This window comes from Streptomyces sp. NBC_01525 (assembly GCF_045040405.1).
Taxonomy (GTDB): domain Bacteria; phylum Actinomycetota; class Actinomycetes; order Streptomycetales; family Streptomycetaceae; genus Streptomyces; species Streptomyces benahoarensis.
The window spans coordinates 2,856,998-2,871,488 of the sequence record NZ_CP109397.1; the positions used below are offsets into that span (position 1 = coordinate 2,856,998).

At 74.2% G+C, this 14,491-nt stretch carries 12 protein-coding genes; 2 read left to right on the forward strand and 10 right to left on the reverse strand.

Going from position 1 to position 14,491, the window contains the following annotated elements:
- Positions 1-82: 82 nt before the first annotated feature.
- Both OG422_RS12595 and OG422_RS12600 read right to left on the reverse strand, forming a co-directional pair.
- On the reverse strand, positions 83-766 hold the full coding sequence (locus OG422_RS12595; RefSeq protein WP_405742781.1) for a hypothetical protein: 684 nt from the start codon (positions 764-766) through the stop codon (positions 83-85).
- Positions 763-1,323: an RNA polymerase sigma factor gene (locus OG422_RS12600; protein WP_405742783.1), complete on the reverse strand. Its 561-nt coding sequence runs from the start codon at positions 1,321-1,323 to the stop codon at positions 763-765. The genes OG422_RS12595 and OG422_RS12600 overlap by 4 nt, the downstream gene beginning before the upstream one ends.
- A 224-nt stretch (positions 1,324-1,547) precedes the next feature.
- Here OG422_RS12600 and OG422_RS12605 point away from each other — a divergent pair, with 224 nt between their 5' ends.
- Positions 1,548-2,180, forward strand: coding sequence for a flavin reductase family protein (locus OG422_RS12605; protein WP_405742784.1), 633 nt, complete (start codon positions 1,548-1,550; stop codon positions 2,178-2,180).
- 44 nt (positions 2,181-2,224) lie between these two features.
- On the opposite strand, the gene OG422_RS12610 is transcribed toward OG422_RS12605, so the two are convergent.
- Positions 2,225-3,298: a Zn-dependent alcohol dehydrogenase gene (locus OG422_RS12610; RefSeq protein ID WP_405742786.1), complete on the reverse strand. Its 1,074-nt coding sequence runs from the start codon at positions 3,296-3,298 to the stop codon at positions 2,225-2,227.
- Between the two features lie 147 nt (positions 3,299-3,445).
- Positions 3,446-4,357 (reverse strand): SDR family oxidoreductase, encoded by a 912-nt coding sequence (locus tag OG422_RS12615; RefSeq protein ID WP_405742788.1) that lies wholly within the window; start codon positions 4,355-4,357, stop codon positions 3,446-3,448.
- Between the two features lie 97 nt (positions 4,358-4,454).
- Between OG422_RS12615 and OG422_RS12620 the strand changes: the two genes are divergently transcribed.
- On the forward strand, positions 4,455-5,381 hold the full coding sequence (locus OG422_RS12620) for a cyclase family protein (protein ID WP_405742790.1): 927 nt from the start codon (positions 4,455-4,457) through the stop codon (positions 5,379-5,381).
- A gap of 95 nt (positions 5,382-5,476) precedes the next feature.
- On the opposite strand, the gene OG422_RS12625 is transcribed toward OG422_RS12620, so the two are convergent.
- The 6 genes from OG422_RS12625 to OG422_RS12650 all read right to left on the reverse strand — a co-directional run bounded on the left by OG422_RS12625 (position 5,477) and on the right by OG422_RS12650 (position 14,400).
- The gene (locus tag OG422_RS12625) at positions 5,477-5,983 is read right to left on the reverse strand and encodes an ATP-binding protein (protein WP_405742792.1); all 507 of its coding nucleotides are present in this window, start codon (positions 5,981-5,983) and stop codon (positions 5,477-5,479) included.
- Positions 5,984-6,432: 449 nt separating this feature from the next.
- Positions 6,433-7,392, reverse strand: a complete 960-nt coding sequence (locus tag OG422_RS12630) for an acyl-CoA dehydrogenase family protein (RefSeq protein WP_405742794.1) — start codon at positions 7,390-7,392, stop codon at positions 6,433-6,435.
- Between the two features lie 8 nt (positions 7,393-7,400).
- On the reverse strand, positions 7,401-8,555 hold the full coding sequence (locus OG422_RS12635; protein ID WP_405742796.1) for an acyl-CoA dehydrogenase family protein: 1,155 nt from the start codon (positions 8,553-8,555) through the stop codon (positions 7,401-7,403).
- Positions 8,556-8,564: 9 nt separating this feature from the next.
- A complete protein-coding gene (locus tag OG422_RS12640) occupies positions 8,565-9,761 on the reverse strand; it encodes an amidohydrolase family protein (RefSeq protein WP_143942316.1) in 1,197 nt (398 codons plus the stop codon).
- A 186-nt stretch (positions 9,762-9,947) separates the two neighbouring features.
- Entirely contained in the window at positions 9,948-12,140 is a 2,193-nt protein-coding gene (locus tag OG422_RS12645) for a hypothetical protein (protein WP_405742798.1), read from the reverse strand.
- Positions 12,141-12,336: 196 nt separating this feature from the next.
- Positions 12,337-14,400, reverse strand: coding sequence for a protein kinase domain-containing protein (locus OG422_RS12650; RefSeq protein ID WP_405742800.1), 2,064 nt, complete (start codon positions 14,398-14,400; stop codon positions 12,337-12,339).
- Positions 14,401-14,491: the final 91 nt, after the last annotated feature.

Consider the following 14,491-nt stretch of genomic DNA (forward strand, 5'->3'; position numbering starts at 1 on the left):
GCTCTCCCGTGCAATGCAGACCCGGCATCCCTGATACGGCCGGGCCTCCCGATCCGTAGGACACCGCCCTGGGCGAGCCGTGTCACAGCTTGCTCTCGCGTGTGGTGCACACCGGCACCTCGCGGGTGTTGCGGGTCCGCACCCCGGGCAGCCAGCCCTCCACACCCCGCGCCGTGCTGACGCGGTACCAGCGGGTGGAGGTCACGCCCTGCTCGTCGCGGACCATGACGCCGTCGGTGACCACGCAGCGGGCCGCCAGGACGTCGCCGTGCCAGACCCGCCCGGCGGCGTTGGAGCGGTCGGCGTAGCGCCGGTACGGGTCCTTGGCCAGCCGCAGCGCGCACTCCAGGGTGTGACTGTCGCGGCAGACCGACTCGGTGTTGTAGACGGCGACCGGGACGGTCGGGGGCGCGGCCGGGCGCGGCGGTGCGTCACCGGGGCGCACCGCCCACCACACGCCCAGGGCGACCGCCGCCACCGCCGCGGCGACCACGACCGCCGTGGCGTACGCCCGGCGACGGCGCGCCACGAGGGGGACGGCGCGGCGCTCGGGCGGTGCCTCCCGGACGCGCGCCCACAGCCCCGGGGGCGTCTCGATCGCCTCGTCGGCGCGGCGCAACCGCTCCCGTAGCAGCGCCACGGCGTCCTCACCGCCGCCGCCCGGCCCGGCCGTGCGACCCGGCCCGGCGCCGCCCGGTCCGCCTCCATGGGCGGCCGCGGCATCCGTGTTGTCGTGTTTGCGTCCCGTGCCCACCGTGCCGTTCACCTCCCCGCCCGTCCCTGCGCCGATTCAACGAGGTGGGCGCGGAGCCTGTCCAGGGCGCGGGCCCGGTGCCGGGCCGCCGTGCCGCGGTGCACCTTCAGGATCTTGGCGGCCTGGTCGAGGGTGTAGCCGTCGAGGTCGACGAGGATGACGACGCCCGCCTGCCGGTGGGTGAGCATGCCCAGCATGCGTACCGCCTCCAGCTCGGCGTGGCGGCGCTCCAGCCCGCCGTCCCATCCCGCAGGGTCCTCCAGGGATGCCTCCCCCTCGAAGCCCTCGACGGCGTCGACCAGCACATGTCGGCCATTCCTGCGGTAGGCGTCGCGGGCGATGTTGAGGGCGGTGGTGAACGCATAGGCGTACGGCTCCGGATGGGCGAGGAAGCGCTGTGGGCGTTGCACGAGCTTGAGGTAGGTCTCGTGCACCACGTCCTCGGCGGAGTGGCGCGAGCCCGCCAGCATCACCGCGCGCCGGTAGAGGCGCGGCAGCAGCCCGCAGAAGACTTCGTCGAAGGTCGGTGACGCGGCGGACGCGGAAGACGACGGCATCACATCGGCCATGTACCGGAACCCTCCCCCGTTACTCGGTGACGGTCGCGGCCGGGGTGGACGCTACCCGCACGGTGGGCAGCAAATCAGGCCGTTGTCGGGCGTCAGCCGAAAATGCCCAGCGTTCAACAACCTCGCCCGCCAAACCACCCGTGAGGGTCAACTCCCTTTTCCGCAGCACCTCATGGTGCCCCGCAACGCTTCACATCTGACGCAGCGTCAGCTTCAATGAAGCCATGATGGGACATGCGGGAATGGCGGCGGCGGCCGTCCGCTATCTGCGTTCGACCGGCGCCACGACCGCGGCGGACGCCCCGGCCACGGCGCCCCGCCGGACGCTGCGGGCGGTCCGCGACGGCGAGCACGCACCATGCGATCCGGCCGCGTTCCGCGCCGCCCTGGGGCACTTCGCCAGCGGCGTCACGGTCATCACCGCGCCCGCCCCGGCGGACGGCACCACCGGACCGGCCGGTTTCGCCTGCCAGTCCTTCGCGTCGCTCTCCCTTGACCCGCCGCTGGTGACGTTCATGGTCGCCCGTACGTCGACGACCTGGCCGCGGATCGCGCGCGCCGGGGTCTTCTGCGTCAATGTGCTGGGCGCCGGGCAGGGCGCGCTGTGCCGGGCGTTCGCGGTCAGCGGGGCCGACAAGTTCGCCGGGGTGCGGCACACGCCCGCGCCGGTGACCGGCGCACCCCGTCTCGACGGCGTACCGGCCTGGATCGACTGCACCGTCCACGCGGTGCACACCGGCGGCGACCATCTCATCGTCGTCGGCCGGGTCGAGGCCCTGGGGACGGACGCGACGGCGGCGGCCGGCGGCCCGCTCCTCTTCCACCGCGGGGGCTTCGGGACCTTCCAGGAGGCGTGAGCCGGGGGCGCGGACCAGGGCGGCCCGCGCCCCCGCCGCGCCCCTCACTCCGGGAAGACCAGCACCCCGCGCGCCACCCGCCCGTGGTGGGCGTCGTCCGCCGCCCGGGCGAAGTCCTCCACCGGGTACTCGGCGCTGACCAGCTCGTCGAGGAGCAGCCGCCCCTCGCGGTAGAGACGGGCGTAGAGGGCGATGTCGCGCTGCGGGCGGGCGGAGCCGTAGCGGCAGCCCAGGATCGCCTTGTCGAGGTACATCGACGACACCAGGAACGACGCCTCGGCGGTGGCGGGCGGGACGCCCAGCAGCACCGCCTGGCCGTGCCGGTCGAGCAGGTCCACCGCCTGCCGGATGAGCCGGGTGGAGCCCACGCACTCGAAGGCGTGGTCGGCGCCGGTCGGCAGCACCGCCTTCACCGCCTTGACGCCGTCGGGGACGGCGGAGGCGTCGATGAAGTGCGTGGCGCCGAACTGCCGGGCCCTCTCCTCCTTCGCCGGGTTGGCGTCCACCGCGACGATCACCGAGGCACCGGCGAGCCGGGCGCCCTGGAGGACGTTCAGGCCGATGCCGCCCGCGCCGATGACCACCACCGAGTCACCGCGGTCCACCTTCGCGCGGTTGAGCACCGCGCCGACGCCGGTCAGCACGGAGCAGCCGATGAGCGCCGCCGACGCCGCCGGGATGCGCGGCGAGATCTTCACCGCCTGGACCGCCTTGACGACGGTGCGCTCCGCGAACGCCGAGTTCGACGCGAACTGGTACAGCGGCGCGCCCCGCCACCGGAACGGCGTGCCGGGCATCCCGATCGCCTTCCGGCACATCGTCGGCCGCCCCCGGTCGCACTCCGCGCAGGCCCCGCAGTTGGCCAGCGTGGACAGCGCCACCTGGTCCCCCGGCTCCACATGGCCGACGCCCGCGCCGACCGCCTCGACCACCCCGGCACCCTCGTGCCCGAGCACCACCGGCGCCGGGAAGGGGATCGTGCCGTCGATGACCGAGAGATCGCTGTGGCACAGCCCGGCCGCCCGGACGGCGACCAGCACCTCACCGGGCCCGGGGTCACGCACCTCCAGGTCGTCCACGACCCGGGGCTTCTCACCGTCGAAGATGACGCCTCTCATCACAACCTCCGTGGATCGGCCGCCCGGACCGGGGCGGGAGACGGGCGGGACGGACGGGGCACGGCCGCGGGGCGGCGGGCGCGCCGCCCGCCGCCCCCTCGCGCGCCGTCCCGCAGACATACCGGCCGGGCACCGGAAGGACACCCCCTAGCGGTTGGGCCGCTCCCTCTTGGCCGCCGCGGCCGCCATCGCCTCCAGTTGCGCCAGCATCGGCATCGGGTCCGTGCCGACCGTTACCGGCAGGGACTCGGCCAGTTTCTCCGGGGTCCAGCCGTCGGCGCTGTAGGCGGCGCGCACCTCGCGGGGCTGGGCCCAGACGGCGATCTTCGGCCCGGCGACGGTGTAGACCTGCCCGGTGATCTTCTGTTCCCGGGCCCGGTCGCTGAGCAGGTAGACGACGAACGCGGCGACGTCCTCGGGCTCGCCGATCTCCGTCAGCTCCATGGGCACGTTGGCCGACATCCGGGTGCGCGCCACGGGCGCCACCGCGTTGGCCGTCACGCCGTACTTGTGCAGCCCCAGCGCGGCGCTGCGCACCAGCGAGATGATGCCGCCCTTCGCCGAGGCGTAGTTGGCCTGCGCCACGCTGCCCTGGTGGTTGCCGCTGGTGAAGCCGACGAGCGTGCCGTACCCCTGCTTGCGCATGACGGCGGAGGCGGCGCGGAAGAGGGTGAAGGTGCCCTTGAGGTGGGTGGCGACCACCGGGTCCCACTCCTCCTCGGTCATGTTGAAGAGCATCCGCTCCCGCAGGATCCCCGCGACACAGACCACCCCGTCGAGCCGCCCGTAGCGCTCCAGAGCGGTGTCGACGATCCGCTGGCCGCCGGCCATCGTCGCGACGTCGTCGGCGACCGCGACCGCCTCGCCGCCCGCCGCGGCGATCTCCTCGACGACCGCCGCCGCGACCTCGCTGCTCGGCTCGCCGCCCTCGATGGAGACGCCGTAGTCGTTGACGACGACGCGGGCGCCGTGTGCGGCACAGGCGAGGGCGACCGCCCGGCCGATGCCGCGCCCCGCCCCCGTGACGGCGATCACCTTGCCGGCCAAGAAGTTGCCCATGCCGCGACCCTCCCAAAGTTTCTGACGGATCGTTAGATTTTTGAGCAGTCCCGGTACGAACACAAGACCCCGAGCCGAACCCGCCCCAGGAGGGCCCGTGCCGCTGCCGCAGGAATTCCACGACCTCGCCCGCCAGGTGAACAACTGGGGCCGCTGGGGACCGGACGACGAGATCGGCACCCTCAACCTGATCACCGAGGAGACGGTCCGGGCCGCCGCCGACTGCGTCCGCAGCGGCCACCGCGTCCCGCTCGCGCTGCCGCTGCGCCACGACGGCGTCCAGACCGGCGCCGTCCCCGGCCGGATCAACCCGCTGCACACCATGACCGCCGTCAACCAGGAGCTGTTCGGTCCCGGCACCGTCGCCACCTCGGACGACGCGGTCACCATGGGGCTCCAGGCGGGCACCCACTGGGACGGCCTGACCCATGTCTCGCACTCCGGGCGGCTCTACAACGGGCGCCCCGCCGACGCCGTCACCGCCCACGCCGGGGCCACCGTCCTCGGCATCGAGAAGCTCCCGCCCGTCGTCTCCCGCGGCGTCCTGCTGGACGTGGCCCGCGCGCACGGCACCGACCGGCTGCCCGACGGCCACGCCGTCACGCCCGAAGACCTCGACGCGGCCGAGGAGTTGGCGGGTACCCGGGTGCGGGCGGGCGATGTGGCGCTGGTCCGCACCGGGCAGATGCGGCGCTATCTGGCGGGCGAGCGGGCGGCGTACGCGTTCCCGTCGCCCGGACTGTCGGTGCGCACCCCGCGATGGTTCCACGACCGGGACGTCGCGGCGGTCGCCAACGACACCCTGACGTTCGAGATCTTCCCGCCGGAGATCGAGGGGCTGTGGATGCCGGTGCACGCGCTGCACCTCGTCGAGATGGGCATGCTCCAGGGCCAGAACTGGAATCTGGAGGAGCTCTCCGCGACCTGCGCGGACCTCGGCCGCCACGCCTTCCTGCTGTCCGCCGTCGCCGAACCCTTCACGGGCGGCGCGGGCGCCCCCGTGGCCCCCGTGGCGCTGCTCTGACCGGCCCCTGGGCGTGCCGGTACGCGGCGCGGCTCCCGGCCCCGCACGACGCGGACCGCCGCCCGTCCGGGCCACGGCCCGTGGGCGGCCCGGTGTCAGACGGCGTGCTGCGCGGCGCGGCGCGCCTCGTACGCGCCGGACGCCGCGGGGGGCCCGGGCTCGTACGCCCCGCCCTCCCGCTCCGGGGCGAACGGCAGCGGCTGACCGCGGTCCACCTCGCACCAGATGCGCTTCCCGGCGCCCTCGGGCTGCCAGCCCCAGCGGTCGGCGAGCCCGTCGACCAGCTCCAGGCCCCGGCCGTGGGTGTCGTCGCCGTCGGCGTGCCGGGGGCGCGGCGGCCGGGCGCTGGCATCGGCGACCTCCACCCGCACCGTCCCCACCACGGCGCCGGAACCGGAGAAACACATCCGCAGCACGGCACCGGTGCCCGTGTGGACCACGGCGTTGGTGACCAGCTCCGAGATCAACAGGATCAGCGTCTCGGACAGCGGTTCGTCGACGCCTATGCCCGACCCGGCCAGCCGCGACCTGGCCCACCGCCGGGCCCGCCCCACCTCAGCAGGGTCGGGCCGTACCTCCAACTGCACCTGAAGCACCTGCACCGCTCACACCATCCGAACCGGCGGAAACTTCGCCTTGCGCCTCCACGAGATCACGGTGCGTGACCCCATCGACGCCCAGCATGGTTGACGTTCCGTCACCCCAACAAGCGCTTCGGGCATATTCCAGCGCAAGGGAGTATGCGTGTCGCATACTGTGCGACGCACTTTTTCGGGGAGTCGAACACGCGGAAACCGACCTCCGCGACCAGTGCGAGGGCGGCGCACTCCGCCTCCCGGAGCCGTCTCACCGACGGCACCGTGATCGTTGCGCCACAGAACCACTCGCACCCGAGCGAGCGTACCCGAGCAGGCCGCCGACTCCCCCGTGTGACGAGTCACGCTCAGGACACAACCCGATATCGACGCTCCGTGACCGAATCTGCGTACCGGAACCGACATTTCGCGCATCGGCTGCAAGAAGCTGACATGCCTTGCGCCTGCTCCGGACATCATCCGGTCAGCAGACCGGCCGCCAGGCGTTCCTCCGTCTCGCGCGCGCTCCCCCAGCACTCCGCGCGCCACCACGCGCGCTTGAGATGGAGATGGATCTCCGCCTCCCAGGTGAACCCCATGCCGCCGTGCACTTGCAGACAGTCGCGGGCGTTACGCACCGCCGCGTCGTCGGCGAGCAGCTTCGCCGCGTACGCCTCGTCCTCGCTCTCGGTGACCGCCGCCGCATACACCGCGGCGCGCGCCGTCTCGGCCCGTACCAGCATCCCGGCGCACAGATGCTTCACCGCCTGGAACGCGCCGATGGGCGCCCCGAACTGCTCGCGGACGCGGGCGTACGCCACGGCCTTCTCCACCGTGCGTACCGCGCTGCCGAGCTGCTGCGCGGCGGTGAGCAGCGCCGCCTCCCGGCGCATCCGGCGCACCTCCGGCGCGGGCCCCGGCAGCGCCTCCCCGGCTCCCGCGGGCACGGGCGCCAGCGGCGTCAGCGGATCGACGGAGGAGGGGCGCGGGACGTCCGCGGCGGCGTCCGGACGGAGCACCCGTACGGGCCCGCCATCGCCACCCGGCAGCACCACCAACTCCGCGCACTCGTCCGGGTGTTCCCACACCCCCGGCCCGCCCGGCACCTCCGTCAGGCCCACGATCCGCTCCCCGGTGGCGACGCCGTCGAGGCGTCCGGCCAGCAGATGGCAGGCGATCAGCGGGCCGGGCAGCAGCGCCCGGCCGGTCTCCTCGAAGAGGAGTACCGCCTCGGGCAGCCCGAGACCGACGCCGCCGTCCGCCTCCGGCAGCCGCAGCGCGAAGAGCCCGGCGGCGCCCAGTTCCCGCCACAGCGCGCGGTCCAGGGCCGGTGCCGCAACCGCCGCACGCAGCCGCTCCGGGCCGAACCGCCCGGCCAGCAGGGCCCGCATCCCTTCGCACAACTCCCCTTGTTCTTCGGTGAGTTGGAAGTCCACGGCCGTCCTCACCGCCCCTTCGGCAGGCCGAGGATCCGCTCGGCGACGATGTTCCGCTGAATCTGCGAGGTCCCGGCCGCGATGGTGTACGAGAGGGACGAGAGGCGGGCGGCGACCCATGCGTGGTCCGCGTCGAGCGCCCCGGCACCCAGCACCTCGGCCGCCGCGTCGTACAGCTCCTGGCGGGTGTGGGAGTAGCGGAGCTTGAAGACGGAGGCGCCGGTGCCGGGCACCCCGCCGCCGCGCTGGGCCGCGCCGACGTTCCACTGGGTGAGCCGCCACAGCGCGGTGAACTCGGCGGCGAGCCGCCCCAGTCGGCGGCGCAGCACCGCATCGTCCCAGCGGCCGTTGTCCCGCGCGGTGCGGGCCACCGCGCCCAGCACCCGGCGGCAGGCGACGACCTCGCCGACGAAGGCGGTGCCGCGTTCGAAGGAGAGCGTCACCATCGTGACCCGCCAGCCGTCGTTCTCCGCCCCGACCCGGTGCGCCGCCGGGATGCGGACGCCGTCGAGGAACACCTCGGCGAACTCGGTGGACCCGGCGAGGGTGCGCAGCGGCCGTACGGTCACGCCGGGCGCGTCCATCGGCATGGCGAGCCAGGTGATGCCGCGGTGGCGGGGCGCGTCCGGGTCGGTGCGGACCAGGAGTTCGCACCAGTCGGCGACCTCGGCGTGCGAGGTCCAGATCTTGCTGCCGGTCACCACGTAGTCGTCGCCGTCGCGGACCGCCCGGGTCCGCAGGGCCGCGAGGTCCGATCCGGCGTCCGGTTCGCTGAAGCCCTGGCACCAGATCTCGTCGCCGCGCAGGATCGGCGGCAGCCAGCGGGCGCGCTGCTCCGGGGTTCCCTCGGCGGCGAGCGTCGGCCCGGCGTGCAGCAGGCCGACGAAGTTCGCCCCGACGTACGGCGCACCGGCCAGCTCGGTCTCCTCCAGGAAGATCAGATGCTGGGTCGGGGTGGCGCCCCGCCCGCCCGCGTCGGCGGGCCAGTGCAGCCCCGCGTACCCGGCGTCGTACAGCATCCGCTGCCAGGCGGTGTCGTACGCGCGACGGCCCGGCCAGTCGTGCGGGTCCGGGGGCGGCGGGAGCGCCGGGAGCGCCGTGGCGAGCCAGCGGCGCAGCCCGGCCCGGAACTCCTCCTCCTCGTCCGTGTACGTGAGGTCCACGGCCCGGGCCTACCTGTCCAGGTCCAGGCCGAGCATGCGGAGGGCGTTGCCGCGCATCAGCTTGTACACCGTCGCGTCGTCGAGGCCCTTCACATGGTCGAGGGCGACCTCCTTGGTGTGCGGGAAGGTCGAATCGACGTGCGGGTAGTCGGTCTCGAACGTCGCGTTGTCCCGCCCGACGACATCCAGCGACGCGACGCCGTGCTTGTCGCGGAAGAAGCAGCAGAAGATCTGCCGGTAGTAGTACGTGGACGGCGGCTCGGGGATCAGATCGCGCACGCCGCCCCAGGCGCGGTGCTCCTCCCAGACGTCGTCGGCGCGCTCCAGGGCGTACGGGATCCACCCCATCTGGCCCTCGCTGTAGGCCAGCTTGAGCCGCGGAAAGCGGACCAGGACGCCGGAGAACAGGAAGTCCATCATCGACGCCATGGCGTTGTTGAAGGAGAGCGACGCCTGCACGGCGGGCGGCGCGTCCGGGGAGGCGGCGGGCATCTGCGAGCTGGACCCGATGTGCATGTTGACGACCGTCCCGGTCTCCTCGCACACCGCGAAGAACGGGTCCCAGTAGCCGGTGTGGATCGACGGCAGCCCCAGGTGGGTGGGGATCTCGGAGAACGTCACGGCCCGCACGCCGCGCGCCGCGTTCCGGCGGATCTCGGCGACGGCGAGGCCGATGTCCCACAGCGGGATCAGACAGAGCGGGATCAGCCGCCCGCCGCTGTCGCCGCACCACTCCTCCACCATCCAGTCGTTGTACGCGCGCACGCAGGCGAGCGCGACCTCCTTGTCCCGCGCCTCGGCGAAGGTCTGGCCGCAGAAGCGCGGAAAGGTCGGGAAGCAGAGCGACGCCTCGACGTGGTTGAGGTCCATGTCCGCCAGCCGCGCCTTCGGATCCCAGCAGCCACGCCGCATCTCCGCGCGGGTGATGCCCTCCAGCGTCATCTCGTCGCGGTCGAATCCGACGGCGGCGATGTTCCGCTTGTACGGGAACTTCAGGTCCTCGTAGAGCCACCAGTCGGTCGGCGGACCGTCGGGGTCCATGGTGATGACGTACGTGCCGCCGACGTACGCCAGCTCACCGATCCCGGCGGTGTGCGGCCGGGGGCCGCGCTCGCGGTAGCGGCGCGGCAGCCAGGTCTCGAAGAGGTGCGCGGGCTCGATCACATGGTCGTCGACGCTGATGATGCGCGGTAGTTCCACCGGAATCCCCTCACCCGAACCAGCCGGATCCAATGCCGTCGCCGTATCTGCTTCTCTCTATCTGATGCTTCGTCAGATGTGAAGGCTAGCCGTGGGTGGATAGGGGCGACAAGGCTTGGGCCACGGCGTGCGCGCCCGGCGGCCCGGCCCCCGGAGATCAAGGGCCGCGCCGGAAGAGGGTTGCCCGGAAGGTCAGTTGGGCCGGTACGAGCCCGTGGCCTGGCTGTAGAAGCGGTCGACGGTGCGGCTGCCGGACTTCGGGCCCATGACCTGGACGAGGTGGTAGCGGCCCTGGTGGATCATCGCGAGGTTACGTACGTACACCTCGCGGCCGCTGGCGTCCTTCCAGCTGAAGCCGCCCTCGGCCATCGCCGTCTGCCCGACGTCCATCCGCCGCAGCCCGGACGCCGACGCCCAGGAGGCGGCGCGGTACGCCGCCAACTCCGGCTCCTTGTCCTGCTGGTAGGCCATCGGATCGGCGCCGAACGCGGCGACGGTGTCCCGGCCCGGCACCACGATCAACTCGTAGTCGCCGCCGACGTAGCGGATCCGGTCATGCCCGTCCCGGCCCCGGCGCTGCCAGTCCTCGCGTACCGCGATCTGGAAACCCGCAGGATCCTTGCGGACCGCGAAGCCCGTGGCGAGCCCGGCCGGGGTGGTGGTCTGGGGGCTGCCCGCGGAGGGCGCGCCCCGGCCGTCGTCGGTGGCGGCGCCCGACGGTGACGGCGCGCCCGAGGCGCCCGCGCCCGTACGGCCGCGGGCCTCCTCATCGGCCTTCGGCAGGAACAGCACCGCGAACGCCACGGCGCCCACCACCAGCAGCAGGATCAGCACCAGCAGCAACCGGCCCAGATGGCGCGGCCCGCGGGCACGCGGCGGTTGCGGCGCCCGGCGCGGGGCGGGCGCGGCGAGACCGGGCGGTTCGTGCCGGTCGGCCGCCGCAGCGCGGGACTTCCGCCCGGACGGCTTCGGCGCCGGGGCGGGCCGCACGGACGACGCCGCGCCGGAGCGGGCGCCGCCCCGGCCCGATCGCTCCTTGCGGACCAGTTCACCGCGGCGCCGGACCACCGGCAGCCGCCGCGGATCGGCGCCCGCGCCACGCGCGGGGAGGGTGACGAGCCCGCTGTCCAGCTCGGGTTCGGTCGCCCCGCGGGTCACCTCGCGCAGTACGACGAGGAGGGGGCCCACCGCGGGCCGGGCGGCCGGGTCGGGGCCGAGCAGCGCCTCGACGGCGGGCCGCAGCGGGCCGCAGGCCCCGGCCGCCGCCGGACGGTGCGCGCACACCAGCCGGGCCAGCTCCGCCGCGCTCTCCTCCGGGTACGGCGGATGGCCCTGCACACAGCGGAAGAGCAGCGCGCCGAGCGCCCACAGGTCGGTGCCCGCCCCGACCGCACTCCCGGAACCGGCACCGGCCGGAGCCGCCTGCTCCGGCGCCCACCGCTCGGTGACCGGCCCGACGAGCGCCAGCCGCATCTCCCGCACCCGCCCGGCGACGAGCCCGGCGCTGCCGGGACCGGAACCCGTAGGGGCCGGGTCCGTAGGGGCGGAACCCGTACGGTCAGGGTCCGTAGGGGCCGAACCCGTAGGGGCCGGGACCGCCGGCACCGCCGGGGCGGAACCCGTAGGGGCAGGGACTCTGGGTGAGGAACCCGTAGGGGCCGGGCCGCCCACGGCCGCACCCGTAGGTGGCGCGCCGACGGGCTCCGCGACGGCGTCCGGCGCCTCGGCTTCCTCGGGCCTCTCCGCCGCCCCCGGCTCCCGCGCCGGAGCCGGAACCCGCACCGCGACCGGCATCGATTCCGTCCCGCACAGCGCCTCCTGGGCCGCGCCCGCCGCCAGACCGCTCAGCAGGGCACGGCCGTCATCGCAGATCAGGACCGTATGGGCGGTGATGTTGCGGTGCACCCAGCCCCGTGCGTGCAGGGCGCGCAGCGCGGTGAGGACATCCGCGCCGATCTCGGCGGCCCGCTGCGGCGCCAGCGGCCCGTCGGCGAGCAGCGCGGCGAGCGGGCGGGCGGCGATCAGCTCACCGGCGATCCACAGGGAACCATCCGCCACGAAGACATCGAAGACCTGGTCGAGCAGCGGATGGTCCGGCAGCTCCGCGGCCCGGGTCGCCGCCAGGAACGCGCGGCGCACCAGCGGATCCCGCGGATCGCGCGCCGCCTCCCGCGCCGCCCCGGCCCGCCCCGGCCCGGGCCACCCGCCCGGTGCCGCGTCGGCGAACTCCGCCTCCACCACCTCGGGCAGCGGCACCTGACGCAGCAGCACCTCCTGCGAGCTGTACGTGTCGAGGGCGCGCAGCACCGTGGCGCCGTCGTCACCCCCGGGCCGCAGCGGCAGGCGGTAACGCTCCGCGAGCACCCGCCCCGCGTACCGCTCCACGACGCCTCCCCTGCGTGTATGTGCCGCGCCCTCACCGCACCGGCGCCGCATACCCCCACGGGCGCCCGCCGGGCCACCCGCTCCGGACCCCGCGGGCCCGAACAGCCTTGTGAATCTCACGATACGTGCCCGGAGCGGGGGCTGCGGCCCGCTCCGGGCGAACGCTCACCGCCCGTCGGGCGCGAGTCGCGGGCCGTCAGTCCTTGACGGCGAACGTCGCGAACGCCGTGTCCCGCAGCTTCCGGCACTCCTCGCCCGACCAGGCGTCCGCCTTGCACGTGATCATGATCGCGTAGCCGTGGCTGCCGTCCACGCGGAAGCCGCGGTTGAGCACCCGCACGTGCTGCCCGTGCGAGGTGCGGGTGAACGACCAGTCAGCGACCGTCGGGTAGTCCCGCCAGTCCACGGACTTGATACCGATCAGGTGGTAGTCGGGCGTCGAGCCGCGCACCGCCGGTTCCTGCTGCCGCCAGGAGGCCGCCGCGTCCTTGCCGGGCGAGGCGTTGAAGTCGATCTGGATGCGGGGGAAGCCGTCGTCCTTGCTGAAGATGGCGCCGGAGTTCTGCCCCGCAGTGCCGGTACGGTGCCAGCCCTTGGGCATCGCCACCCGGAAGTGGAAGTCACCGTTGGCGACGTTCGCGTACCCGGCGGGCGGCTCGTCCTTCTTGCCGCCCTTGTCCTTGCCGTCGTCCTTCTTGCCGTCGTCCTTCTTGCCGTCGTCGCCGGCGCCGGGCGTCGACGGTGCCTCATCGGACGGGGTGCCCCCGCCGCGCGAGGCGTGCGTCTGCGCCACGGTCGCCTCGATGTCCTTGCCCGCCGCGGCGCTGTTGCCCGGGTCTCCGCCGGACAGCACGAACCCGAGGATCGCGGCCACGACGGCGAGGGCCACGACGACCGCGATGATGACGAGGGTGCGGCGCGGCACCACATCGGTGACCGAGGCCCGCGGCGGTCGCCCGCCGCCCGAACCGGAGCCGGAGCCCGAACCCGAGCCGGAGCGGGCCGCGGACGCCGCCGACGCCGCCGAGGAGGCGGCCGACGCCGCGGCCGCCCGCACCGTCTTCAGGGCGTCGCGCATCCGCTCCTTGGCCGCCTCGCTGTCGAAGCCGGGCCGGGCGGAGCCCGCCGCCTTCGCGGACGCGCCGCCCCCGGCCGCCGCACCGCTCCGCGGCTTCTCCGGCGCCTGAGCCGCAGCCTGAGCCGCGGCCGAACCCGGCGCCTGAGACGCGGCCCCGGCCCCGGCCGCACCGGCACCCGCCTTCGGCGCCTGCTTCGGTCCCGCCTTCGGCTTCCACTGCCGGGACTTGGCGGGCCTGGGCGCGGGCTTCGGCTTCGCCGCCGGACGCGGCTCCGCCTCCTCCTCGGGCACCACCGGCAGCGCCATCGCGCGCGTCGCGTCCAGCGGCGGCTCGGCCTTCTCCGGCGCATGGACGACCTTCTCCAGCAGCGCTCGCGCCCCGGCGTCGTCGAGCCGCCCGTCCGGGTCCTTGACCAGCAGCCCGAAGATGACGTCCGTCAGCGCCCCGGCGTGCTTCGGCGGCTCCAGCGGCTCGGTCATCACCGCCGTCAGCGTCGCGATGGCCGAGCCCTTGTCGTACGGCGGCACCCCCTCGACGCAGGCGTACAGCAGACCGCCCAGGGACCACAGGTCGGCGGGCGGGCCCGGCTTGCGGCCGCGGGCGCGCTCCGGCGAGATGTACGAGGGGGCGCCGACGAGCATGCCGGTGGACGTCACCGACGGGTCGCCCTCGACCTGGGCGATGCCGAAGTCGGTCAGCACGACCCGGCCGTCGTCCGACATCAGGACGTTGGACGGCTTCACATCGCGGTGCAGGATGCCCTCGCGGTGCGCGGCGCGCAGCACGTCGAGGACGGCGAGGCCCACCTCGGCGGCGCGGCGCGTGGTGAGCGGACCGTCGTCGCGCACCAGTTCGGCGAGGGAGCGGCCCTCGACCAGCTCCATGACGATCCACGGCCGGTCGTCCTCGTCGACCACGTCGTAGACCGTCACTGCGCCGTTGTTGCGGATCCGGGCGATCGCCTTGGCCTCCCGCAGCGTACGGGTGATCAGGCGACGCTTCTCGTCCTCCTCCACGCCGCCGGGGAAGCGCAGCTCCTTGACCGCGACCGTGCGGCCCAGCACCTCGTCACGCGCCCGCCAGACGGTGCCCATGCCGCCGCGGCCGAGGACTCCGGCGAGCCGGTACCGGCCGGCGAGCAGCCTGCCCTCCTTGCCGTCCATCTCGACCTCGTCGCCCACTGAATCCCCTCTGCAATCCAGCCGAGTTGGCGGCCCCGATTCCCATCGGCACCAAACTGGCCCAACTCGGACAACCCACCCTGGCAGAGCC